This is a genomic window from Metabacillus rhizosphaerae (assembly GCF_037201795.1).
Taxonomy (GTDB): Bacteria; Bacillota; Bacilli; order Bacillales; family Bacillaceae; genus Metabacillus; species Metabacillus rhizosphaerae.
Genome location: NZ_CP147403.1, coordinates 3186088 through 3211589, shown reverse-complemented (window position 1 = coordinate 3211589; position 25502 = coordinate 3186088). Strand labels below are relative to the sequence as shown.

The 25502-nt window shown below is 36.5% G+C and carries 24 protein-coding genes; 1 reads left to right on the top strand and 23 read right to left on the bottom strand.

Annotated elements, in window-relative coordinates:
* Positions 1-14: 14 nt before the first annotated feature.
* The 6 genes from WCV66_RS15745 to WCV66_RS15720 all read right to left on the bottom strand — a co-directional run bounded on the left by WCV66_RS15745 (position 15) and on the right by WCV66_RS15720 (position 8017).
* A complete protein-coding gene (locus WCV66_RS15745; protein WP_338786018.1) occupies positions 15-1499 on the bottom strand; it encodes an NCS1 family transporter in 1485 nt (494 codons plus the stop codon).
* A 152-nt stretch (positions 1500-1651) separates the two neighbouring features.
* Positions 1652-3070, bottom strand: coding sequence for a dihydropyrimidinase (hydA, locus tag WCV66_RS15740; protein WP_338786017.1), 1419 nt, complete (start codon positions 3068-3070; stop codon positions 1652-1654).
* Between the two features lie 13 nt (positions 3071-3083).
* Positions 3084-4370: an NAD-dependent dihydropyrimidine dehydrogenase subunit PreA gene (gene preA / locus WCV66_RS15735; protein ID WP_338786016.1), complete on the bottom strand. Its 1287-nt coding sequence runs from the start codon at positions 4368-4370 to the stop codon at positions 3084-3086.
* 30 nt (positions 4371-4400) lie between these two features.
* Positions 4401-5765: an NAD(P)-dependent oxidoreductase gene (locus WCV66_RS15730; protein WP_413789590.1), complete on the bottom strand. Its 1365-nt coding sequence runs from the start codon at positions 5763-5765 to the stop codon at positions 4401-4403.
* Between the two features lie 141 nt (positions 5766-5906).
* A complete protein-coding gene (locus WCV66_RS15725) occupies positions 5907-6797 on the bottom strand; it encodes a nitrilase-related carbon-nitrogen hydrolase (protein WP_338786015.1) in 891 nt (296 codons plus the stop codon).
* A gap of 704 nt (positions 6798-7501) precedes the next feature.
* Positions 7502-8017: a DUF3189 family protein gene (locus WCV66_RS15720; protein ID WP_066339387.1), complete on the bottom strand. Its 516-nt coding sequence runs from the start codon at positions 8015-8017 to the stop codon at positions 7502-7504.
* 355 nt (positions 8018-8372) lie between these two features.
* On the opposite strand from WCV66_RS15720, the gene WCV66_RS15715 reads away from it, so the two are divergent.
* Positions 8373-8921, top strand: coding sequence for a DUF3231 family protein (locus WCV66_RS15715; RefSeq protein WP_066339391.1), 549 nt, complete (start codon positions 8373-8375; stop codon positions 8919-8921).
* A 567-nt stretch (positions 8922-9488) separates the two neighbouring features.
* Here the strand turns inward: WCV66_RS15715 and pepF are convergent.
* The 17 genes from pepF to WCV66_RS15630 all read right to left on the bottom strand — a co-directional run bounded on the left by pepF (position 9489) and on the right by WCV66_RS15630 (position 25433).
* Positions 9489-11276 (bottom strand): oligoendopeptidase F, encoded by a 1788-nt coding sequence (gene pepF / locus WCV66_RS15710; protein WP_338786014.1) that lies wholly within the window; start codon positions 11274-11276, stop codon positions 9489-9491.
* A 382-nt stretch (positions 11277-11658) separates the two neighbouring features.
* Positions 11659-12300: an urease accessory protein UreH gene (locus WCV66_RS15705; protein WP_338786013.1), complete on the bottom strand. Its 642-nt coding sequence runs from the start codon at positions 12298-12300 to the stop codon at positions 11659-11661.
* A 69-nt stretch (positions 12301-12369) separates the two neighbouring features.
* Positions 12370-13182 carry an urease accessory protein UreD gene (locus WCV66_RS15700; protein WP_338786012.1) on the bottom strand — a complete coding sequence of 271 codons (813 nt, stop codon included), beginning with the start codon at positions 13180-13182 and terminating at the stop codon, positions 12370-12372.
* A complete protein-coding gene (ureG, locus tag WCV66_RS15695; protein ID WP_338786010.1) occupies positions 13179-13796 on the bottom strand; it encodes an urease accessory protein UreG in 618 nt (205 codons plus the stop codon). The genes WCV66_RS15700 and ureG overlap by 4 nt, the downstream gene beginning before the upstream one ends.
* 40 nt (positions 13797-13836) lie before the next feature.
* The gene (locus WCV66_RS15690; protein WP_338789464.1) at positions 13837-14523 is read right to left on the bottom strand and encodes an urease accessory protein UreF; all 687 of its coding nucleotides are present in this window, start codon (positions 14521-14523) and stop codon (positions 13837-13839) included.
* Positions 14516-14962: an urease accessory protein UreE gene (gene ureE, locus WCV66_RS15685; protein WP_338786009.1), complete on the bottom strand. Its 447-nt coding sequence runs from the start codon at positions 14960-14962 to the stop codon at positions 14516-14518. The genes WCV66_RS15690 and ureE overlap by 8 nt, the downstream gene beginning before the upstream one ends.
* 10 nt (positions 14963-14972) lie before the next feature.
* A complete protein-coding gene (gene ureC, locus WCV66_RS15680; RefSeq protein ID WP_338786008.1) occupies positions 14973-16679 on the bottom strand; it encodes an urease subunit alpha in 1707 nt (568 codons plus the stop codon).
* 2 nt (positions 16680-16681) lie between these two features.
* Positions 16682-16999 carry an urease subunit beta gene (locus WCV66_RS15675; protein ID WP_338786006.1) on the bottom strand — a complete coding sequence of 106 codons (318 nt, stop codon included), beginning with the start codon at positions 16997-16999 and terminating at the stop codon, positions 16682-16684.
* A 30-nt stretch (positions 17000-17029) separates the two neighbouring features.
* On the bottom strand, positions 17030-17332 hold the full coding sequence (locus WCV66_RS15670; protein WP_338786005.1) for an urease subunit gamma: 303 nt from the start codon (positions 17330-17332) through the stop codon (positions 17030-17032).
* 12 nt (positions 17333-17344) lie between these two features.
* Positions 17345-18046, bottom strand: coding sequence for an urea ABC transporter ATP-binding subunit UrtE (gene urtE, locus WCV66_RS15665; RefSeq protein WP_338786004.1), 702 nt, complete (start codon positions 18044-18046; stop codon positions 17345-17347).
* Between the two features lies 1 nt (position 18047).
* Entirely contained in the window at positions 18048-18791 is a 744-nt protein-coding gene (gene urtD, locus WCV66_RS15660) for an urea ABC transporter ATP-binding protein UrtD (protein WP_338786003.1), read from the bottom strand.
* The gene (gene urtC / locus WCV66_RS15655; RefSeq protein ID WP_338789463.1) at positions 18766-19770 is read right to left on the bottom strand and encodes an urea ABC transporter permease subunit UrtC; all 1005 of its coding nucleotides are present in this window, start codon (positions 19768-19770) and stop codon (positions 18766-18768) included. The genes urtD and urtC overlap by 26 nt, the downstream gene beginning before the upstream one ends.
* Before the next feature lie 83 nt (positions 19771-19853).
* Positions 19854-20756, bottom strand: coding sequence for an urea ABC transporter permease subunit UrtB (gene urtB, locus WCV66_RS15650; protein WP_338786002.1), 903 nt, complete (start codon positions 20754-20756; stop codon positions 19854-19856).
* A gap of 121 nt (positions 20757-20877) precedes the next feature.
* Positions 20878-22122, bottom strand: coding sequence for an urea ABC transporter substrate-binding protein (gene urtA, locus WCV66_RS15645; RefSeq protein ID WP_413789589.1), 1245 nt, complete (start codon positions 22120-22122; stop codon positions 20878-20880).
* A gap of 313 nt (positions 22123-22435) precedes the next feature.
* Entirely contained in the window at positions 22436-23215 is a 780-nt protein-coding gene (locus tag WCV66_RS15640) for an aminoglycoside adenylyltransferase domain-containing protein (RefSeq protein ID WP_338786001.1), read from the bottom strand.
* A 58-nt stretch (positions 23216-23273) separates the two neighbouring features.
* Positions 23274-24191: an AraC family transcriptional regulator gene (locus WCV66_RS15635; protein WP_338786000.1), complete on the bottom strand. Its 918-nt coding sequence runs from the start codon at positions 24189-24191 to the stop codon at positions 23274-23276.
* Positions 24192-24413: 222 nt separating this feature from the next.
* Positions 24414-25433 carry a Gfo/Idh/MocA family oxidoreductase gene (locus WCV66_RS15630; protein ID WP_338785999.1) on the bottom strand — a complete coding sequence of 340 codons (1020 nt, stop codon included), beginning with the start codon at positions 25431-25433 and terminating at the stop codon, positions 24414-24416.
* Between the last annotated feature and the right edge of the window lie 69 nt (positions 25434-25502).

Sequence of the window (25502 nt, the reverse complement as noted above, 5' to 3'; positions counted from 1 at the left end):
TCCTTTGCTATTTATTAGGTTGTAACAGAAGGATCATCAGTAACTGGAGTATCTAATGATGATTCAACCGCAACATCATCAATCACCCAATCACGTCCAACTGAAAGTCCTAAATACTTTTCATCACTTGGATCTTCAATTTCAGCTTGCTTATATTTCACAAACCACCAATATTTTGCTAGTAAATAATAACAAACTGCCCCTACGACGAATCCAACTAAGAACGAATAGCTTGGAACAAAATAGGATGAGACTGCTCCAGCGATCCATGCAATAAACCCTGCTACATTAACGCCATACATATATTTATATTGACCGTTTGATTCGTAAAGATCGGGTACATTTACTCTGCGTTTACGAATAAAGTAGTAATCTGCTACAAGAATCCCAACAATGGCAGATAGAATTCCTCCAATAAATAACAAAACGGGAATGATAACCCCGAACAAGTTCCAGGGTTGAACAATTGTTCCCACAATCCCAGCGGTCACAACTCCCGCCCAGAATGGAAATCTTGGTCCACCAACGTTTGAGAAAATAGTAGCTGCTGGAACAATATTGGCTGAAATGTTTGTTGACCATTGCGCTAACACGATCATAAGCAGAAGAATACCTAATACAAATCCACTTGCTGCTTCTTGTAAAGCAATAACAGGATCATAGTTCATCACAGCAATATATGCGACTCCACCTATAACTACCATAAATGCTTGGGTTAACGGTAAAGCTATTAAATTACCAATTAATGCGTGTTTATTACGCTTAAACCAGTTTTTCTCGTTTTTAGGTGCTTTTATAAAGCGAGATATAGAAGGAATATCTGCTGAAAGAGTAGCCCAAAATCCCATGTTACTAAAAATTACAACTAAAAAGGCTGTAAACGCTGCTCCACCTGTCACTGGATTCTCAACCCAGCTCCATACTTCTCTTCCACCTGCAGCTGCCGTATCTGATAATGATACATACATCCAGCAAGAAATTAAGATAATGATTGGTGCTGCTAAATCTGCAAATCTCTCAACTGCTTTAATTCCAAGTGCTGTGTTAAATAACTGTAAAATTGCAAATAGCAAGAAACAAACAAACCAATTATCAAAGCCAGCTATAATCGATAAGATTCCATTCATAGCTGTAGCTCCAAAATACGTATTTATCCCAAACCACATAGATGCTGCCAAGCCACGGACAACAGATGGTATATGGGTCCCGACAGTTCCGAACGGTGCCCTCATATAAACAGGAAAAGATAGCCCATGTTCAATCCCAATATCACCTGTTAAAGAGATGAAAAAACCTATTGCCAACGAACCAATGATTGTTGCTAATAATACAAGGGGCAAGGGTAATGAAATAACACCTGCACCACCGATTGCAAACGTTGCTAATACAACAACCATCCCTATCCACATAAAAGAATAACCTATTGGAGTAATCTTTCTATCTTTCTCTGAAATTGGCAATAGATCTGGTGATTTTAAATAAGATTGTCTCTTACTCATGTGAACACTCCCTTTTTCGTTTTAAAAATGGGTGATTTAGATAAAACAATTGCTTGCCTTAAAAGAGCAAGCAATTTTAGGAGTTGTTCAGATCGATGAGTACAACATTCTGTGGGATAACTTTTATTAAAATTAGTCGAGATTACTTGTTGTTAAATGGTTTGTCTTTCATCTTGATCTGAAGAACGTAACATACCGTACTTTGCACGTTTTAAATATTGACCAGAGCCAGGGGTTCCCACGAATTTCTTATTATGGACAACAAACTCGCCTCGTACTAATACAGATATTGGTTCTCCTGTCACTGCCATTCCTTCAAATGCAGAATAATCAACAGCCATATGATGGGCTTCAACTGACAAGGTACGCTGAACGTTTGGATCAAAAATGACCAGATCTGCATCTGCTCCAACTGTGATTGTTCCTTTTTTAGGGAATAATCCAAACAATTTCGCTATTCTTGTTGAAGTAATATCAACAAATTGATTTAACGTAATTCTCCCTTTTTTCACACCTTCAGAGAATAAAATGGAGAGACGATCTTCAATCATAGGTCCTCCATTAGGGATTTTTGTGAAATCACCACGACCAAGTTCTTTTTGCCCTTTAAAATCAAAAGAACATTGATCAGATCCTATTGTTTGTAATTGTCCTGTTTTTAGGGCATTCCATAGCACATCCTGATTCCACTTTTCACGTAAAGGTGGTGACCAAACATATTTTGCCCCTTCGAAGTTTGGTTTTTCTAGATAGGTTTGATCAAGCACTAAATATTGTGGACATGTTTCTCCCCATACATTAAATCCTTTATTTCTCGCCTCTGTAATTTTCTTAACGGCTTCTGCACATGAAACGTGGACGACATATAATTGAGAACCAGCAAGCCCTGTTAGAGTAGCTGCTCTTCCAGTCGCTTCACCCTCCACTTCTGGAGGCCTAGTCAAGGCATGATATATTGGGTCTGTATTCCCATCCTCTAATGCTTTTTTCGTTAAATAATCAATGACATCGCCATTTTCTCCATGAACCATTACCAAAGCACCTAGCTCTTTTGCAGCAATTAAGGTTCTAAAAAGCGTCTCGTCATCTGCTTGTAAAACATTTTTATAGGCCATAAATACTTTAAAGGAAGTGATTCCTTCTCCATTAATAACACCATCTAGTTGTTTTAGTACATCATTGTTCATTTCACCGATCATTAAGTGAAAGCCATAATCAATCACTGCTTTGTCTTTTGCTTTATCATGCCATGTTTGAATTGATTGACTTAATGGAATCCCTTTATTTGTTAAACAAAAATCAATAACAGTTGTTGTTCCACCAAAAGCAGCAGCAATTGTTCCAGATTCAAAGTCATCCTTTGTAATTGTTCCGCCAAATGGCATATCAAGATGTGTATGTGGATCAATTCCTCCTGGAAATACGTAGCACCCCTTAGCATCAACTATTTCTGCACCATGGGCAGGTAAGTTCGTTCCGATCGCACTAATTTTTTCATCTTCAATTAAAATTTCTGCCTTATAGATATCAGTTGCAGTCACGATTGTTCCATTTTTTATCAGTTTTAACATACTTTACCCCCTGTTACTTTTTCACGATAGTAACTTCGCATCCAGTTGATTGAAGGACAGCTTGCCGCTCATTCCATGTCATTGGTGGAAGTTCATTTGCAATCTCAATCATGTCAATTGCTCCATCTACAGGACAAACAATCGAGCATAAATTACAGCCTACACAATCCTCTTCTCGAACCTTTAAATAATCCTTGCCATTTGGATTTTTCACCATATCTATACATTGATGTGATGTATCTTCACAAGCAATATGGCATTTGTTACAGTTAATACAAACGTCGGTATTAATGCTGGCTACGACCTTATAATTAAGGTCTAAATTTCCCCAGTCTGAGAATTTTGGAACAGCCTTTCCAACAAGATCAGAAACAGATGCAATTCCTTTTGCATCTAAATAATTATTCAATCCATCAATCATATCCTCGACAATTCTAAAACCATGATGCATAGCTGCTGTGCAAACTTGTACCCCTCTAGCCCCCATCAGCATAAATTCTACTGCATCCTGCCAATTTGAGACTCCGCCCATACCCGAAATCGGCACATTTATATGTGGATTTCTTGCACATTCTGCCACCATATTTAAAGCTATCGGCTTTACAGCAGGTCCACAATAACCTCCATGGGCACCTTTTCCAGCAACGTGTGGAATTGTATTCCAAGAATCTAAATCTACTCCAGCTAAACTATTTATCGTATTGATCATACTCACAGCATCAGCCCCACCACGAACCGCAGCTTCAGCTGTCACAGTAATATCAGTAATATTTGGTGTCAACTTTACGATAACAGGAGTATTAGCTACTTCCTTTGCCCAATACGTTTGTTTTTCAACAAGCTCTGGCACTTGCCCTGAAGCTGATCCCATTCCACGTTCAGCCATACCATGTGGGCAGCCAAAGTTTAACTCAAGTCCATCTACTCCAACATCTTCTACACGTTTAACAATTTCATGCCATTTTTCTTGCTTTGGTTCAACCATTAATGAAACCACAATTGCATGATGAGGAAATCGCTTCTTTGTTTCATAGATTTCCTTTAAATTCACTTCCAACGGACGATCTGTAATCAGTTCAATATTATTAAATCCTGCCACACGTTGTCCGTTAAAGCTAACTGCTGCAAAACGTGAGGAAACATTTAAAATAGGATCACCCAAGGTTTTCCAAACAGCACCTCCCCAGCCTGCCTCAAATGCACGTTGCACTTGATAGCCTGAGTTCGTTGGTGGTGCTGATGCTAGCCAAAATGGATTAGGAGACTTAATTCCTGCAAGATTAATCGATAAGTCAGCCATTTTCACTCTCTCCTTTCAATTACCATATGTTTAGACTGTTTTTACTTGACCTGTCTGTTTATGAATGGAAAGGGCTGTTAGCTTACCTTGCTGGGCCGCTGTTACAACCATTGCATCTCCGTGGCCTTTTCCGAAAACAACATCACCACATGCAAATACTTTTGGATTTGATGTTTGATAGGAAGCTTTATCAACCTTTACAACACCACCCGCGTGCTCTAATCCAAATTGCTCAATTAAGGATAAATGTCTTGATTGACCGATTGCCTTAATAACAGCATCTACTTCTATAAGAAACTCTGAATCTTTTACTGGAATTGGTCGGCGGCGACCATCATTACCTAATTCACCTAGCTCCATCTTTATGCATTCAATTCCTGACACCTTGCCATTTTCTAAGACAATTCTTTTAGGAGCCGTTAACCAGCGAAATTCCACACCATCTTGTTTAGCAAAATCATACTCAAAATTGTAAGCTGTCATTTCTTCTTGGGATCGTCTATATAAAATTTTGACATTTTCTGCCCCTAGCCGAATTGAACAAGTTGCAGCATCAATCGCCGTATTTCCGGCACCAATGACAGCTACTCTTTTACCTACTAATTCCTTGGTTATTTCTTTTGTTTTGGTCTCTTTTACAAACTGAATGGCATCATAGACGGATTCATTGTTTTCCCCTGGAATGCCTATATTCGGTACATTTGCCATTCCAACTGCTAAAACAACGAAGTCAAAACTATCTAAGATCTCATTTGCTGTAATATCTTTTCCTACACATGTGTTAGTACGGATTTCTACATCTAAAGCTTCTACTTGCTTGACTTCCCAAAACGAAATAGCTTGTGGTAATCGAAATGAAACAATTCCGTAAGTATTTAACCCTCCAGCCGCTTCTTCCGCTTCAAAAATGGTCACATTAAAACCATATAGAGCAAGCTCTCGTGCCGTTGATAACCCTGCTGGACCTCCGCCAATAACTGCTACTGTTTTGCCATTCCTTTCACCTGCTTGAAATAGCATTTGTTCATTTTGAATCGCCCAATCTGTCGCATAACGTTGAAGGTTTCCAATCATAATGGGCTTGGTAGAATCATTAAGAACGCAAGCACCTTCACAAAGCTCTTCTGTAGGACAAACTCGCGAACAGCTAGCTCCAATTGGATTTGCACTCATGATTGTCTTTGCCGATCCTTTTAAATTATCCGATGCAATTTTTTTTATAAACGATGGAATATCTATTCCAGTTGGACAAGCTTTAATACAGGGAGCATCATAGCAATATAAACAACGATTTGCTTCTTCGATTGCCTCTCTGCTTGTAAGTCCTTGATGAAATTCTTGAAAGTTTTTTGATAAATCGGTTAAAGAAATATGAGAGCCTTTGATTTTGGTCAACACAATGCCTCCTTTTCTTTAAGCAAACAATGGTAGAACTGTACAGGAATGCTGAACATAAGGAAATGAGCTTCATCAACAGTAGCCTGACCTATTATTTTATATCAGACTCGCTAATTATTCGAATGTGAAATGATTCACTTAAGGTAATAATGAAGTCATTTCATTATATGTTTCTGGGCGACGATCACGATAGAATTGCCAAACATCACGGACTTCTCGAATTAACTTTTTATTCATTTCACCAATAATCACTTCATCCTTATCACGACTTCCCATTACCACAAAGTCTCCTCGAGGATCTACTAAATACGATTGACCGTAAAACTCACCCATATTCCATGGTCCTTCATACCCAACGCGATTAATTGCTCCTAAATAATACCCATTGGCAACTGCATGTGCAGGTTGTTCTAGTTTCCAAAGGTATTCAGATAAACCTGCAACAGTGGCTGATGGATTAAATACAACCTCTGCCCCATGTAAACCTAGTAATCTCGCACCTTCTGGAAAATGACGATCATAGCATATATAAACGCCAACCTTCGCAAAGGCTGTATCAAAAACAGGGTAACCAAGATTACCTGGTTTAAAGTAATACTTTTCCCAGAATCCATATCCTTCTTTCCCCACTCCTACATGTGGGATATGTTGTTTTCTATATTTCCCAAGATATGTTCCATCTGCATCAATGACAGCAGCCGTGTTATAGTATGTAGCAATACCTTCTCTTTCATAGATTGGTAGAACTATGACTACACTTAATTCTTTTGCAAGTTCTTGAAATAATCTTGTTGTTGTACCATTCGGAATTTCCTCAGCAGAGTCATACCACTTTGTATTTTGCTCAGCACAGAAATATGGTCCATAAAATATTTCCTGTAAACAGATGATTTGTGCACCACTTTCAGCAGCTTCTCTCACAAGCTTTACATGCTTTTCTATCGCTTTTTCTTTATGAACCTGAATCGGTTCATGACCATCCACATCATTTGATGCTTGAATAAGACCAATTTTCACTAAATCAGACATATTTTATCCCCCTTTAGTAGCTTTTATATACAGTGTGTTCGCATGATAAAAAAATGTATATACAGACGAACAACACATGTTTATTAATAGAAGAATATAAGGTGTTTACTAACGAAAAGACGGTTTATAAAAGTGAATAAAATGAATAATACTAAAATGTTGGAATGTAAAGTCTATTATCATTTTAATAGGTGAAAATAAGGTTTTCCTTATACAAGATGGAAATTCCTGTAAGGATTTTACATACCTTAATGTAAAATAGAGTAAAGCTTGCTTGGATGCCTTGTAGATAAATTACGCAGATTGGATTAAACGTTAATTGGAAAGTGAGAGGGCAAAATAGGAATGATGATTGCTTGACCATTAGTAGTTGTAGTAACAACTCAAAGTCACCCTTAGAGACTGGTAACATAAGTAGTTTATAGTTCCTCCTAAATGGAGCTATAGCTAATATTTTATATAGTATATTGGGAAAATCGTGTAAAAATTGGTCGTCCTAATAAAGAAAGTATATTATTTCAAAATATCAAATAACGAGACAGTTACTTTATCTTACCTAAGTAATACCAAATTAAATACAAATTAAATACTTTCTAAAAATAATGAACTACAAATAAATCGTTCGACATGTAGAAGTGAACCTTTCATTTTACTCGTAAAAATTATCCATATAGATCTTTAACATCGTTAAAAATTAAAAATCATCACGCTTGAAAATTTTCATTCTCAAGCGTGATGATTTTTTCTTCAGTCGTATCTTTAGCAATTTGTTTTGTATTTTCAACTAACTGATAAATGTGATCACAACATTGCTGTGCACCTTTTACTAGTAATGGCACACCAATAAAATCGATTCCTAATCCTCTTGAGAAAAAACCTCCTAATGTCATAGCAAGCGGTACTGTTGGAGAAGTATTTGAAAAAATAATCCTTTCTTCAAGTTGATCTCTATTCTGTAATAATAAACATATGTTTTTTAAAGCTGGTACAACCAACTTGGAAGATCTTCTACCGAGTGTATAGACAGAATGGCCTTCATCATCTACTCCATGAAAAATTATTTTTCCTGCATCCTTTTTTGTTAATTTATTAAAGAAAGGAACTGCTAATATTTCTTCCTTTGTTAGCATTCTTGAAGGTGGTTTTAGAAGTTTTAAATGGTAGGCAGCAGCTAGTGATGTTGTATGTGTTCCACCAAAGTCATTGTAAATATAAATCATAGGATCATCCTTTTTTCAAAGTTCTTTTTAAAACTATTATATCCATATGAACAACAGTCATTTAATTTATCCTTAAATTAGAATAATAAATTAATTTCTTAAAAAAGATTAAAAAGGTTTGTAGATGATTGTTAAAAATCTCGACAAACTCGCTTTTAACAATATAAAACTTTCTCCTATAAATCATAATTCTCCCATATTGTAAATTAAAGATGCTTTATTGTAATAATTTCCCGTTTATAGATAAAACTATTTAATGACAACATTCCCTAATTTGTATTATCTACTTATGAATAAAAATTCCTATGGGACAAACAATATATATAGTTAAGTTACAAAATCAGGAGGGAATCACATGGTAAATGTATGGGAAACAGTTATGGATGCCATGAAATCAATGACTGTTCAAGATGAAGATCAACCTCTTCATGTCGGAGAAGTGATGGCATGTTGGATTTACTTGGCAGGTCTTGAATTAGCCAAAGTATCAGTTCAATCAGCTATAAATACCACGGATGATGATGAACTAAAGGAAATTCTTGAAGAAGATATGAAACTCGGGACCAGTCAAAGGAAACGACTCCATGATTTCATGATAAAGGAAGGAATTTCATTACCTTCTTCCCCTGAAGATATGCCAATATCTGATTCTAAAAGTATTCCTCTTGGTGTTAAATTAACGGATGATGTGATTGCAAACGAATTATCTTTAAAAATCATTAGTTTGATTATGAAAGCAGCTAGTGCCACTACTGAGTCGATTCGTACAGATGTTGGTTTATTGTTTATTCAGTTTCAAGCTGAAAAATTAGCTTTCGCAACTAGAGTAAAACATTTAATGCGTAAACGTGGATGGATTAAGGTACCACCGTTTTACATCCCACCTGGTTCTCAACAACCATAAACTTTTAAGTTGCTACCTACGTTTTAAAGGTACAAACTAAGCAGAGCAAAAACAATCTATATCCTATGCAAAATTAAGTTTACATAAACATAACTAAAAAAGGTTTGGTGTTTGTTTATTCTCAACTTTTCGGCTGTTAGCTAAAAAGGCCATTTTGAAGAATAAATTTATTACTAAGATGAGCCATTTTGCATACTTGTCCTTAATTTTTTGCTCAGTTAGGTATAACAGGGTCAGAGACTACCAAAATAAAAATAAAAAAGGATACCATCTGAAATAAACAATTTGGTATCCCTTCATTCAATTTCATTTTTATTTCTTTACTCGGCCAATTGATAATCCCTGCCCAACTTGCAAATAATCGATTCCCCTTAGTATTTGATCATCACTCTCCGTACCACTGGAACAATAAATCCTCTTCCTTTAATTTACTTATTATAACAGTCTCAGAAACTAAAAATAACAAAGGGTCAGACCCTCCAACATACTTTAAAAAGTAACTATAAACAAGTGATGTTAGGAGGTTAGACTCATCTGAGGCACCTTCATACCAATTTTGATTTAACTTTATAATCTAGAAAACTCATCTACCAATTCTCCAAACCGCTTAAGTGAATTTTCAATTGGGTAAGGAGTCGTTAAGTCAACTCCAGTCTTTTTTAACAACTCAAGTGGGTAATCAGAGCTTCCACTCTTTAAAAATTCCAGATATGAGTTCAATGTGTCTTGATCGCCTTCAAGAATCTTTGTTGCAAGATGAATCGCTGATGCAAATCCAGTAGCATATTTATAGACGTAAAAAGGACGATAGAAGTGAGGAATTCGTGCCCACCCAAATTTCACTTCATCATCAAATACAATTTCTTCACCATTATATTCTCTGAATAAAGTCTCATAGATTTGATTGAAAACATCTACATTTAATGGCAACCCCTTCTCCACCATTTCGTGTGTTTTCTTCTCAAACTCCGCAAACATCACTTGAGTAAAAAACGTGCCCTTAAATTGATCAATAAAATGATTGAGTAAGGATTTTCGAATTTCAGGATTTGTTTCATTGTTCAATAAATAATTAATTAATAGTACCTCATTAACTGTTGAAGCTACTTCCGCAACAAAAATACTATAACGTGCGGTAATTTGTGGTTGATGCTGTGAGCTTAACTTACTGTGAACACCATGCCCACATTCATGGACCAACGTAAATAAACTGTTTAAATCATCCTGATGATTTAAGAGAATAAACGGATGAACACCATAAATACCTAAGTTGTAAGCACCTGATCGCTTACCAGGTGTTTCCCTGACATCTATATATCTTGAGTCTTTAAATTCTTTTAGGATGCTTATATACTCTTCTCCTAATGGAGATAAAGCCTTACACATTGTTTCATATGCTTCCTCAAAAGTAATCTCCTGCTTTACTCCACTTACTAGAGGCACACTTAGATCATACTGACGAAGTTCATCCACTTTTAACTTTTCCTTACGAATTCTAGTGTAATGGTGATATGGAGCAAGATTATTTTTGGTTGTAGTAATGAGATTTTCATATACATCTTTCGGTACATTATCACCAAATAACGCTTTTTCCAGCACTGAAGGATAATGGCGAATTTTAGCTATAGTAACATTATTTTTAATTGCTGCTGAAAGTGTTGCTGCAATTGAATTCTTTAATTGTAAGTAAGGCTTATAATAAGCCTTATACGCTTCTTTGCGCTTTTCTCGGTCTTCGTCTTCAATTAATTTCGCATACATTCCCCTTGTTAACTCTACCCGTTCACCACTGTCATTCGTAACTTCTCCAAATTTAATATCTGCGTTATTCATCATGCCATATGTATGGCCTGGAACGGACATTGCTTCCCCTAATTGTGATAGAACTTCTTCTTGCTCCTTACTTAAAACGTGTTTTTTGTAACGAAATGACTCTAATAAATCATCTTCAAAATAAGTTAAGCGTTCTTCTTCAGATATGTATCCTTTTAAAACCTCTTCATCTAAGCTAAGCAAATAAGGCATGAAGAAGGAAGTCGCTGCACTAGCTTTCACATTAAGTTGTTTTGCACGTTCTAACAAGGATTGTGCTTGCGTTTCCCTCGTATCCTCATCCACATTTAACATGGCAAATGCATATATTTTGTTCATCAAAAATGATAGCTCTTCACTTTGTTTAAGGTATTGATACAGGGAGTGTCCGTTATGAATGTCACCATCAAATTTTTTTAACTTTTCTGCGATTTCTTCAATAAGTTTGTAATCTTCTTCCCATTTGCTATGATCAGAATAAATATCTGCTAAGTTCCATTTTTCATGGGTTGGTACTTCTTTTCTTGAAGTGAATGTCGTCATTAGAAAACCCCTTTATCCAATAATTTATTACTATATATTCTAATTAAACCCTCTTTAATCCTTTATTATTTGGAGAAGAAAAATAGACTTTATTTTAAGATAATCATATAGGGAATTTATTATTTACAATTATCTTTGGAACAACTTTTATCATCGAGGTCGATTTAATTTGATGAATACTTGTTAGCAGTTTTAATTAGAGGGGTAGTATTGAGGCAGTTTTGTAAAATCGCCTAAAAAGGAAAATGAGTTCATTTTCCCTTCTAACGATTTTTATACATATCCTAAAACCAACTTATAGGATTCCTTTTGAGTGTGATGAAAAAATTGGTCATCAGCAAAAGAATCATCCTATACTTTTCCTAACAAAATTTGTTACTTGTTAAAACCATAATGCAAATAGACCCTCAGTAACTCCTAGATTGTATATATAAAAAATACCAAATACAGTACTAATACCACCAGTTAGTTGGACTAGGTTTTTATGGATCAATAATCGATCTTTTGCTGCATTAAATGGGATTCCCAATAAACTAGTAAATAGCATCATACCAATACATGTGCCAATACCGAAGATGATAATATATACTGCACCTTGCCATAATGTATCAATGGTATTCATAGTTAGCAGCACCATTGCTGAGCTTCCTGCTAATCCATGGATAAATCCAATAACCGCTGATTTGAAATATGTTTGCTTTTCAGAACGGTGTTCATGAATTGGTGTCGTTCTAGATAAAATTGCTTTTATTCCTAAGTAAACTAACATGAAACCAACAAGCATCTCTAATGTTAATGCCCACTTTTCTGATAGGGCAACTTTAAACCCAATTAGTAGTAGTCCCACAATAAATAATGTGGCAGTATGACCGATCCCCCAAAAAATGCCTGTTAGGGACGTACTCCACAGTTTTTTTGTTTTACTTGCCATCGTTGAAACAGCAATCACATGGTCGGGTTCAATTGAATGCTTGATGCCTAAAACAAAGCCTATGCCTAATATCGTTACTAGATTTAGATCCATGAATTTCTCTCCGTTCAATGATTTTCTTTTTATCTACGAATCACAATAAATTAATGATAATTATTACTTTTATCCTTTTCTCCACTCAATGATTTCCACGTTAGTTAAGAATCCTCTTATTAAGCTTTCACATTTAGTAAAAAAGGATTCAATGATCGGTGTACTAGTGGCTAATATTCGGACAGAAATACCTTTTACGCTAAGTATACTAATACCAAAACGAAACTTTTCATCACATATTAATTCTTCTCTTAATTCCTCAATAATGCGCTCATTTAATTCTGGATGGAGAAAAAACATTGTACCAATATGTGTATAGCCTTCTAAATACATCATTTGTTCAAGCTGTTCACACGGCTGTAATAGTTGATGATCAAAAACGGCTAATTGATCATCAACATAAATTTTCATTTTAGAAGCAACCTTTTTATATTGAAAATGTTTTCCATCCTCAGACCAGCCTGGTGTGATGATATCTGTATAATAAAATACCGCAGATGAACTCATGTACACATTTGTATTCTGAGTGAAATTTGCGTCTTTATAAGGAATTAAAGAATCTTGCTTTATATACAGTTCACTATTGGGTTTCAAAACATACTCCATCGCTTGGTTTACACCAAAACGAGGTGATTTATATACCTTTGTTGATGCCTGTGTAGTAAGTGCTAGGCGTGAGGATTCATGCATAATAACCTCTGTTTTATATGTGTCCCCATCAACATAGCCACCCCCAACATGAATAAGGGTAAGCAATGGAAGACCTCCAGTTAGATAGGTAGGTCGAGTTATTTTTAAGACTCCATCGAAAAAACTGTTTGTAATGACAGATCGATCCTGTTTTTTTCCTACCTCTAGTTCAAGGTAGCCTGTGTAAGTCATGCTTCAAGTCCAACCAAAAACGCTTCACGTTTAATCCAATCAACAACATCAGAAACTCCTGTCCCATCCTTAAGGTTTGTAAAGATATAAGGTCTGTCTCCACGTGAAACAAGAGTATCCCTTCTCATTACTTCAAGGTTTGCACCTACATATGGAGCTAAATCGATTTTATTAATGATAAATAAATCAGATTTAATCATACCCTGTCCGCCCTTTCTCGGTATTTTTTCACCTTGGGCAACATCGATAATATAAATTGAAAAATCGACTAGCTCTGGACTAAACGTTGCTGCTAGATTATCCCCACCACTTTCAACAAAGATTAAATCAAGGTTAGCATGTCGGTCATTTAATTCTTCAATTGCAGCGAAATTCATTGATGCATCCTCACGTATTGCAGTATGTGGACACCCTCCTGTTTCAACACCAATAATTCGATCCTCTGGAAGTGCTCCGCTTTTTATTAAAAATTGGGCATCCTCTTTCGTATAAATATCATTTGTAATGACCGCAAGCTCGAATTCCTTCATTAATTCACGGGTTAGTTTATCAACTAAGAGTGTTTTCCCTGCTCCAACAGGACCTCCAACTCCAATACGTATAGGCTCTCCCATTTAAATCATCCTTTCTTATTTAATAGATTACTAAGTACGTTTACGACATAAATAATCGTACTGATAGCTGTTCATGTATCATTTGGGCAATTTCTAATCCTGGTGCTCCTGCGCCAAATTCATCCTCTGAAAGGTTTAATATCTCTTTAACTAGATTTGCTAATAACGGTTGAATTTCGATTAAAAGTTTTTGACCATCAGTTTGACCTAAAGGTATCCCTCTCACCCCATTTTGAATGAGTGAAGAGGTAGTAGAGAATAGGTAACTTGAAAGAGTTGTTGGCAGATCAATGGTTAATTCATGACAAATAATCGCAAAAACGATTGAGCTATGGCCATGGCTTTTTTTTGCTTTAATTCTAGATTCATACTCTTTAAGCAGACGATTGGGATATAATTCATTCATTACTTTAACTAACTGACGTCCGATTCTCTTTGTACCTTCACGAGTTTCTTTTGCATTTGTCAGAGCATATAATTCTTGATCAAGCTGCCAGCATGCATCAAGTTTATTTTCCTCTATTGCTTTAAACGCTATCCGACAAGCTAAGCCATCCGTATATTTACACTGCGTATGCAAGTATTGCTTAATAGCAACTAAAAAGGTTTCTTTATTGATCACTCTTTCTTCCTGGATGTACGTCTCAAGTCCAAAGGAATGAGAAAACGCACCTGAAGGAAAATTTGAATCACATATTTGGAGCAAATGGAACAATTGATTAGTCATGAGAATGGCCGATATGTTTGAACGCCTCATTCATTTTTCTTTTTTCTCTTGTAAATGGAACAGCTAGTTCATGAAGTAATTTTTCAACTAAGTAATCATACTGAACAATCATTTCGTTGTTTTCAAATTGTGCAGGTAAATGACGATTTCCTAATTGATGGGCAATTTCTCCCATTTGCAATAAACTTGTAGGCTGAATCACAATGACATCATCTTCAATAACACTAATCACAATTGAATTTTTTTCATCTTGAAAGAGAATATCACCATCCTTTAGTTCTTTATTATCTGTAAGGCGGATACCTAGCTCTTTTCCATGATCTGTTTTAACTCGTTGAATCTTCTTCACTAAATCATCACTTCTTAAAAAAACGCGCTCAATATGAGCAGGAGTTTTTTCTGAATGTTTTACATTTCCAATAATTTTTTCAATAATCATTTCCTTCACCTCAAAATAAAAAGTATCGTTGTGCTAATGAAACCTTTTCATCTGGTTCACATGTGATTAATTCACCGTTCACCTTTACTTCATATGTCTGTGGATCAACCTCGATTTCTGGTGTTTCACCATTAAAGACCATATCCTTTTTCGTTAATTTGCGAATGTTTTTTACAACACAAATCTTTTTCTGTAGACCTAGCTTTTCTTGGATACCTTGTTCAAATGCAACTTTTGATACAAATGTTAGAGAAGTGGAGTATTTTGCTTTTCCAAAGCTTGCAAACATTGGACGATAAATCGCTGGCTGTGGTGTCGGAATGGAAGCATTTGGATCTCCCATTACACTCCAGGCAATCATGCCGCCTTTGACGATTAATTCAGGTTTAGCACCAAAAAATCCTGGATCCCAGAGAACAAAATCAGCAACTTTACCAACCTCAATGGAACCTACATAATCAGAAATGCCATGGGTAATCGCTGGGTTTATTGTGTACTTGGCGATATATCTTTTTACTCTTTCATTATCATTTTCTTCACCCGCAATCAGCTCTCCACGCTGACGCTTCATTTTATCCGCTGTTTGCCATGTCCGTGAAATGACCTCGCCTACTCTTCCCATTGCTTGTGAATCGGAGCTGATAATACTAAACACGCCAAGGTCATGAAGGATGTCTTCAGCAGCAATTGTTTCTTTACGGATTCTTGAATCAGCAAATGCTAAATCCTCTGGAACAGATGGATCTAAATGGTGACATACCATTAACATATCTAAATGCTCTGCAATCGTATTAATTGTAAATGGTCTCGTCGGGTTCGTTGACGATGGAAGGATATTTGGATAAGAAGCAGCCTTTATTATATCTGGTGCATGACCACCACCAGCTCCTTCAGTATGATAGGTATGTATCACACGCCCATCAATCGCCCGAAGTGTATCCTCAACAAAGCCACCTTCATTTAGAGTATCTGTATGTATAGCAACCTGAACATCATACTTGTCGGCCACCGTTAATGCCTTATCTATATTGGATGCTGTCGTACCCCAATCCTCATGTAGCTTCAGCCCAATTGCTCCTGCCTCAATTTGCTCAATGAGTACCTCTTCACTAGAGGCATTCCCTTTCCCTAAAAATCCAATATTCATAGGAAATTCCTCAGCTGCTTTTAACATGTTATGGATATTCCACTCGCCAGGTGTACAGGTAGTTGCATTCGTCCCTGTAGCTGGACCTGTTCCGCCACCTATCATTGTTGTGATACCAGATTCAATCGCTGTTTGAATTTGCTGAGGACAAATAAAATGGATATGTGCATCAATACCACCCGCTGTAACAATCATACCTTCTCCAGCAATAACTTCAGTTGATGCCCCAATTACTATATCAACTTGATCCATTAATAATGGATTTCCAGCCTTACCAATCGCAGCAATGACACCGTCCTTTACACCGATATCCGCTTTATATATACCTGTATAATCAACAATTAACGCATTTGTCACAACAAGATCGACAGTCTCACTTCTCGTCGCTAATGGATGCTGCCCCATGCCGTCACGAATAACCTTACCTCCACCGAATTTTACTTCATCACCATATGTTGTATAATCCTTTTCGACTTCAATAAATAGCCCAGTGTCCCCAAGTCTTACCTGATCGCCAACAGTTGGACCAAACATATCTGCATATTGATGTCGAGACATTTGAAAACTCATTGTTACACTCCTTTATCTAGTGCAGCATTTGTTAGGTTGTTTAGACCAAATACCTTCCTTTCACCAGAAAACGGTATAAGCTCAACCACCTTACTATCACCTGGTTCAAAACGTACGGCTGTACCAGCTGGAATATTCAATCTTTTCCCATAGGCTTTAGTTCTTTCAAATGCTAGCAAGCTATTAATCTCATAAAAGTGGAAATGTGAACCAATTTGAACTGGTCGATCACCATTATTTATGACCTCTATCTTGGTTGGGTGCTTCCCTACATTACATAAAATAGGTTCTTTATTAAGCTTGTATTCTCCTGGTATCATACTTTACCCTCTTCTCATTCATTCTTTCCATTATTGAATGGGTTCGTGGACCGTCACAAGCTTCGTGCCATCTGGGAAGGTCGCCTCAACTTGGATATCATGTATCATTTCAGGTATTCCTTCCATGACATCCTCTCGTGATAAAATCCTTCTCCCAAATTGCATCAGCTCAGAAACAGATTTACCATCTCTCGCTCCTTCCATTACCTCATAGGTAATAATTGCAATTGCTTCTGGATAATTTAACTTAAGTCCTCGTTGCTTCCTTCTTCTTGCTAAGTCTGCCGCTACGACAATCATGAGTTTATCTTGCTCACGTGCTGTCAGCTTCATCCAATCTCCTCCTTATACTGCTAAATGCCTTTGAAGATCATCCTCATTAATGTCATTACAGTTACCATTCATCACCATTTGACCTTTATCAAGAATATAAAACTGATCTGCACAAGCTATCACTGCATCCAGATTATGTTCAACCAATAAAATCGACATATCTTTCTCACTGGATATTTTCACTAAAACATCCTGGATAAGCTGTACGATTGAAGGTTGAATGCCCTCCATCGGTTCATCAAGTAATAAAACCTTCGGATTAGAGATTATCGCTCGTGCAATCGCAAGTTGCTGCTGTTGACCACCACTCAAATCCCCACCTTTGCGGTCAATCATTTCCTCTAAAACAGGAAACCATTGAAAAATCTCCTGAGGAATGGACGTTGAACGCAGTGATTTAGGAAGAGCTTCCATTCCTAGTAAAAGGTTTTCTCTTATCGAAAGATCTGAAAAAATCTCCCTTCCCTGAGGAACATAGGCCATTCCTGCCCTTGCCCTAGCCTCTGGCCTTTCCTTCTTCCATTCGTTTTCTTCAAATCGAATGGTACCATTAGAAACAGGTAAAAGCCCCATTAGCGCTTTAACAAGTGTTGTTTTCCCAACACCATTTCGTCCTAAAAGACCAACGATTTTTCCTTTAGGTAGTTCAAGATGTACATTTTGCAAAATCATGGTTTCATCGTATCCAGCTTGGAGATTTGATACTAGAAGCATATTATCCACTCCTTCCTAAATAAACGTTCTTCACTTCTTCGTTTTCTTGAATATCCTGCATAGCTCCTTCACAGAGCACCTTCCCCTCATGCATCACCACAACCTTTGTCGAAAACTTCCTGACAAAATCCATATCATGTTCCACAATCAGTATCGAGCATGTTTTTGCAATTTCTTCGATCAATTCACCTGTTTTATTACGTTCTTCACCTGACATTCCCGCTATAGGTTCATCTAAAAGCAAGAGTTTTGGTTCTTGAATCAGCTGCATCCCAATTTCAAGCCATTGTTTTTGACCGTGTGACAACGATTGTGCGAGTTCATCACGAACTTCATATAAACCAATTTTATTTAATAACTCATCAATTTTCGCTTTTTGAGAAACTGACATTTTCGCAAATATGATTGAAAACAATTTCTTTTTTTGCTTCATGGCAATTTCTAGATTTTCAAAAGGTGTTAATTGTAAAAAAATACTCGGAGCTTGAAATTTACGCACAATTCCTTCGTGAACAATTTTCTGTTCAGGAAGTTTTGTTAGTGAAATGTTTCCATCAAAAATCACTTCACCATCGGTGGATCTTGTTTTTCCACATATGACGTCAAGGAGTGTTGTTTTCCCTGCACCATTAGGTCCAATTAAAAATAAAATCTCTCCACTTTCAACTTGTAAATCAACGCCTTGGAGTGCCTTAAAACCAGAAAAATCAACCATCACATTACGACACGAGAGAATCGGTTGCACCCTTTTCCTCCTCCTTTTTCTCTTTTTTGAAGAAGCGAACCTTAAACTTCTCAACAAAACCAACTAAACCATTTGGTAAATATAAAACGACTAAGAGAAATAATCCGCCCAAGAAGATCGTCCAGAATTCAGGATAGGTTTCGCTTAAAAAGCTTTTAGCGCTATTTGTTAAGATCGCCCCAATTGCTGCACCTAAGATTGAATGCCTTCCTCCAATCGCTACCCATAAAACCATTTCAATAGAAGGAATAATTCCCATCATTTCTGGTGTAATGATCCCAACTTGCAATACAAACAGTGCACCAGCTATACCAGCAAAGGCTGCTGATAATGCATATATAAACACTTTAAATACGGCTGGGTTATAGCCTAAAAATCGAAGACGATTTTCCCCATCTCTAATCGCGATGAGCAATCTTCCAAAGCGTGTTTTTGTTAAAATGAGAGCTATTCCCATAACAATTGCTAATAAACTTACCGTTAAGAAATAAAGAAAGCTTTTTGTCCCCGGATCGGCTAACGGTACATGAAATACCGTAAAAAAGTTTGTTAAACCACTAGTTCCCCCTGTAATTTGCTGGCTACCAATAAATAATGTGACTGTAACGACAACAACAGCTTGTGAAATTAAGGAGAAGAAGACTCCTTTAATTCGATTTTTAAACGTAAAGTAACCAATAATCCACGCAATCAAAAATGGGAGTAAAATAGCAGAACCAATTGCGAAAATTGGATTTTTAAACATAGTCCATATAATAGGAAGTTCTGTAATTCCATTCCACTCCATGAAATCTGGCACTCCACTAGTAGAAGCCTCAAGTTTTAAGTACATCGCCATACAATAGGCACCCAATCCAAAAAAGACCCCATGCCCCAAACTCATAATTCCAGTAAAACCCCATATTAGACTGATCCCAACAGCGATAATTGCAAAGCATAAAAACTTAGCTAGCAAACCAATTCGAAAATCCGAAAGCATCAAAGGGGCAATTAACAGGAAGAGAAAAAACACTCCATAATAGGCTCCTTGGCTATATTTTTTAAACAATGACAGCACCTCCGTTAATCTAAAGCTCTCACCTTTGCACCTACTAGGCCAGTTGGTTTCCATTGTAAGAAAATGATAATAAATGCAAAAACGATTACCTTTGCAAATGTTGCACTTGTAGATAACTCAACAAATGTACTTAAAACTCCTAGCATTAGTGCAGCAATAATAGTTCCTTTTAATTTTCCGATACCACCTAATATAACGATCATAAATGCATCAACGATATACGATGTCCCTAATGTAGGACCGATAGAGCCGATCAATGTTAAGGAACAACCTGCAATTCCTGCAAAGCCACTACCAATAGCGAATGCAGTGCTATCAACCCTTCTTGTCGAGACACCTAAGCAAGAAGCCATATCACGATTTAATGTAACAGCCTTCATCCGTCTTCCCGAAGGAGTTTTATAAAGATATAGAAATAATAAGAAAATACACAGTAACACTAATGCAACAATAAAAAGACGTTTGTAAGGGAATGTCATACCTGCCAATGCAAGTCCGCCGTTTAACCATTCTGGAGCAACAACTGCAACATTCGGTGCACCGAAGATCGAACGTGCAACCTGTTGTAAGATTAAACTCACGCCCCATGTTGCTAGTAAGCTATCAAGTGGGCGTTCATATAAAAATCGAACAACTGTCTTCTCCATTAATAACCCAAATAATGCTGCTACAAGAAAAGATAGTGGAATTGCTAGGATAAAATAATAGCCAAAGGCTGCTTTAGGAAGATATTGAATAAATACTTGTTGAAGAACATATGTAGTATAAGCTCCCATCATAATAAATTCTCCGTGAGCCATGTTGATAATATTCATAAGCCCAAATGTAATTGCAAGACCTAAAGCAATTAACAAGAGGATGGAACCGAGGCTAACTCCATTAAATAGTTGCGTAACGATTATCGACAAGGATGTTTCCTCCTTTTCAATGCGAATCCTTCTAGGAACTATTGTTTCCCTTTTCGTTCTAGCATTCTAGTAATCTCTTGCTGAACGAAAAGGGGTTATATCACAAATATTTATAAATCCATTAATTAGCTTGTTGACTTAACCCTTCTGCCCAATCATATGTTTTTAAATATGGATCTGGTTTGACCTGCTCACTCGAGTTCCATACCTCTTTAAATTGTCCATCAGCTTGCACCTCACCGATGCGAACTGTTTTATAAATATGTTGTGTTTCACCATCAATTTTAACGACTCCCTCTGGAGCCTTAAACTCAACACCATCAGCTGCTTCCTTCACTTTTTCAACATCGAAAGAGCCTGCTTTTTCAACAGCTTCCGCCCATAAATAAACGGCAATATAAGCTGCTTCTATTGGGTCGCCTGTTACACGGTCTTCACCATATTTTGCTTTATAGTTTTCTACAAAAGTCTTATTCTCTGGTGTGTCAGTTGTTTGGTAGTAGTTCCATGCAGCATAATGACCTTCTAATACCTGAGCCCCTATTCCCCTAATCTCTTCTTCTGCAACACTTACAGATACAACTGGAATATCCTTAGCAGTTATTCCTGCATCTTGTAGTTGTTTAAAAAACGCAACATTACTATCACCATTTAAGGTATTAAAGATTACATCTGGTTTAGCCGATTTGATTTTATTAATAATCGTATTGTAGTCAGTGTGTCCTAGAGGTGTGTATTCCTCTGCAACGACCTTCCCGCCATTTGCTTCTAACTGTGCGTTTACAATTTTATTTGCTGTACGAGGAAACACATAATCAGAGCCAATCAAAAATATATTTTCACCTACGGTTTCTAACATCCAATCAACTGCAGGTACTATTTGTTGATTTGTGGTAGCTCCGGTATAAAAGATGTTTGGAGATTGTTCCATCCCTTCATACTGCACAGGATACCAGAGCAAACCATTGTTTTGTTCAACGACGGGAAGCATTGCTTTACGGCTAGCTGATGTCCACCCTCCAAAAATAGTTGCTACTTTATCCTGTTGAAGAAGTTTTCTAGCCTTTTCAGCAAAAGTAGGCCAATCTGATGCACCATCTTCAATAATAGGTTCAATTTGCTTACCAAGCACTCCACCAGCAGCATTGATCTCATCAATAGCCATCAATTCTGCGTCACGTAAGGAAACCTCACTTATTGCCATTGTGCCACTTAATGAATGGAGAATACCAACAGAAACTGTATCTCCTTCTACGGTGCCGGAACTTGAATCTGAGGTTGTTTCTTGAGCTGGTTTATTTGTCTGTGACGAACACGCTCCAAGGAAAAACACCATCATCAGTGATACTAAAAACCCTTTTCTCATTCTCAATCTCCAACACCCCTTTATGTATTTTCAGCATTAGAATCTCATACATCCAGATTGTTACAATTAGTAACTTTTGATGTAAGAAATACTAACACCACTTACTCTTCATATTATACATAATCTTCCTCTATAATCAAATTAATTTTTCAAATATTTTGAATTTAACCATTTTATTGGGGTAATTACCACAAATTAAAGAAAACGTTCGTTAGATTTCCTTACATGCATTCTAAAAAACACAAAAAAATAACTAGGATTAAATTAGGCCCTAGTTATTTCAAAAATTCTATATTGTATTAAGTATGTCTTTTTAACATGACTGAGCTTTATGTATAGTAAACTTGATGAAATCCTGTGATTCTTTAATGCGATCAAGATTGACACCATATTGCCAAGCTTTAGCTTCCTCTATCAAGCCACTCCATACTTGAAACATTTCCTGTGTCCAACATGCCGCATCTTTTTTTGTTGCAACAATACCATACTGCATCGTATATAAAGCCCTACACATCGTAAGAATTGCATAGGCTTGATAAACACTTGTATTTAATCGATGTGAATCTTCAAGCTGTGGTGCCCACCAATGTTTTAATGTATTCTTTTGCGCAATTCGTAAGTCATTGGAAGAAATGGTGTCAATCAGCATCTTCGGTTTAGGTCCAGCCAACGCTATGCCTTTTTCTCTAATAATATATCTTTGTATTACCCATTCATCCCCATGTCTGTCTAAACCAAATGAGCCATCTGAACGAATGACTGGATGTATTGAATTTGTTGGGTCATACCGACGTAGTGCGGTTTTATCTATATATGAGCCTTCAAAATTTGTTTTCCACAGCAATTCACTCAATAATATACGGGTATGTAAGGACTCTAGTTCAGATATTTTTTCTTTTGAAAGGGATTCTGATGTCACAACTAGATAATCAATATCACTCCTGTTTGGATCAAAGTCGCCAAGAGCAAGTGAACCATGTAAATACATTCCCACAAAGGTATTTTTTAAAATGCCTTTTACATCAAATAAGATCTTTTCTAATAATTCATTAACATCTGCATACTGAGTGAACTGTGAATCATTAACGATCAAAAGTAAAACCTCCAGCTCTACCATTTTAATACTATAGTCAGAAACCTCTTCAAACTCATTAGCTATTAATCGTTGAATACCCCATTGCTGCTTTATATTTACCTGGAGAACAGCCTACAACTCTTCGAAATAACCTACTAAAAAAAGCGGGATCGTCATAACCGACCTTCATAGCAACATTAATTACTTTTTCGTCAGACTCGATAAGAATTTGTTTGGCCTTTTCAATTCTTATATTGTGAACCATTTCCACAACTGTCTGTCCTGTTTCTTGCTTGAACAGTCTATTTAAATGGCGTGGGCTTATATTAAAAAGATTACAAAGGGTCTGAATGGAAATTTTTTGATCATAGTTTCTTGATAAGTAACCACAAATACGTTGAATCAGTATATTAGTGTCATTTACGATATTATGAGAAGTATTGCTTTTCGAATTTCTTTCGTTATAAATCCGCGATAATAGAATCAACAATTCTACTAATTGTAGTCGTATTAAGGTTGAGTAGCACGAATTCTCCTTGTTGTATTCGTACATCATTCCTTCTAATAAATGTAAAAATCTAATCGAATAGTTCCCATCCAAGTTTAAAAGGTGATGAAACCGTTCATTTTTATCTAAAAAAGGATGTATATAAAAATAATCCATTGACTGTGATACTCCAAGCTCTTTTAACCATGAATCTTGAATTAAATTGGGCAGGAATAAACAATTTATGATTTCTAACGACTGCTCTTTCTCAATCAGAAAGGTGTGGGCTTCACCAGGATTTATAATAAACACGTCATTCGTTTTAATCGTATATGATTGTCCTTCAAATAAATGTTTTGCATGACCTTTTACTACATATACTAATTCAATGAATTCATGTGAGTGAACTGGCGGAATGTTTAAAGAATCGTGATGGAAGCGTTGGATCCAAAATGGAAATTCTTTTGTTTTCATATAGTCACAAGATTGATATTTTGTAGCCGTCATTTATGTTCCTCCCCTAGATAAAAGATATGAGTAAAACTTCTCTAGGTAGTCGAAAATAAATCTCTTTTAAAACTCTACATCCAAATGCTTCATAATACCCCAACATCATTACTTTGGCGGAATTTAATTCCCCCACCGCTTTTCATTACTTCGCTTGAATTTTAAGTGGGGGTATTACACACTATTAAAATTAGATAAAACTCAAATGTTAATTGTAAGTGCTTACATTACTTTTCTGCCCAATAACTTTGGTATTTCTATGACAGCACCGTTTTCGTTCTGAGAACGAATCGCTGCCTCTATGACTTCCTGAGCTGATAATGCATCCAAACCTGATCCAGCAACATATTCTGGTTCGACTGATCTTTTAATATCACTAATAAATGAATTAATTCTATTTTTAAATGTTTCGTTAAAGCCACTCATTCCATTTAATACTGAATTCCGTACAACCTTCATTTCGGAACTTTTATGTGGATAAAAGGTGAGATTTTCATAGACGTTATCAATAATCAATCTTCCATTATTTCCTGCCACTTCACAATTTTCAATCGGATGATTGTTATCCATATCATAACTACCAGTTAAGTGACCTACAGCACCTGATTCAAATTCTAGATTAATAGAAGCAGTTGACCAAACAGTTCTTCCAGGAGCTTTCGTCATAAACGCTTGAACACGGCGAATATCACCAGCAAAATAACGCATAACGTCAATCGAATGCGGATGAAGTGCCCTTAAATGGATCCAAGGGCTTGATTCATTTGGGTTACCAATTGTTAATTTCATATTTACGAAAAGCAGTGTACCAAGATCTCCTTTATCAATCCACTCCTTCGCCAAATGAGCAGCAGGTACAAAACGGTGATTAAGATTGCATGCTAGCCTTACATTTTGTAAACGAGCATACTCGACCATTTCCCTCGCTTCCTTTATGCAGTTTGATAATGGTTTCTCAACTAATACATCGATGCCAGCTTCTATTGCTAACATAGCAGGTTCATAATGATGTGATCCATTTTCTTTTCCACCAGTAGCTACACTTATTACATCAATCTCTTCATCTTTAAGCATCGTTTTCAAATCCGTATAAGCGTTGACTTTACATTCGTTAGCTACAGTTTTTACTAATGACTCATTAAGATCACAAACTGCTACTAATTGTACATCCCTATGTTCTTGATAATAGCGACAATGGATTTTCCCGATATGATTTACACCTACGACAGCTGCTTTTAGCAAAACACTCACCCTTTCAATATATAAATGCTTCGGAGAAAACAGATCCCCGAAGCATTTATTTAGCTGAAG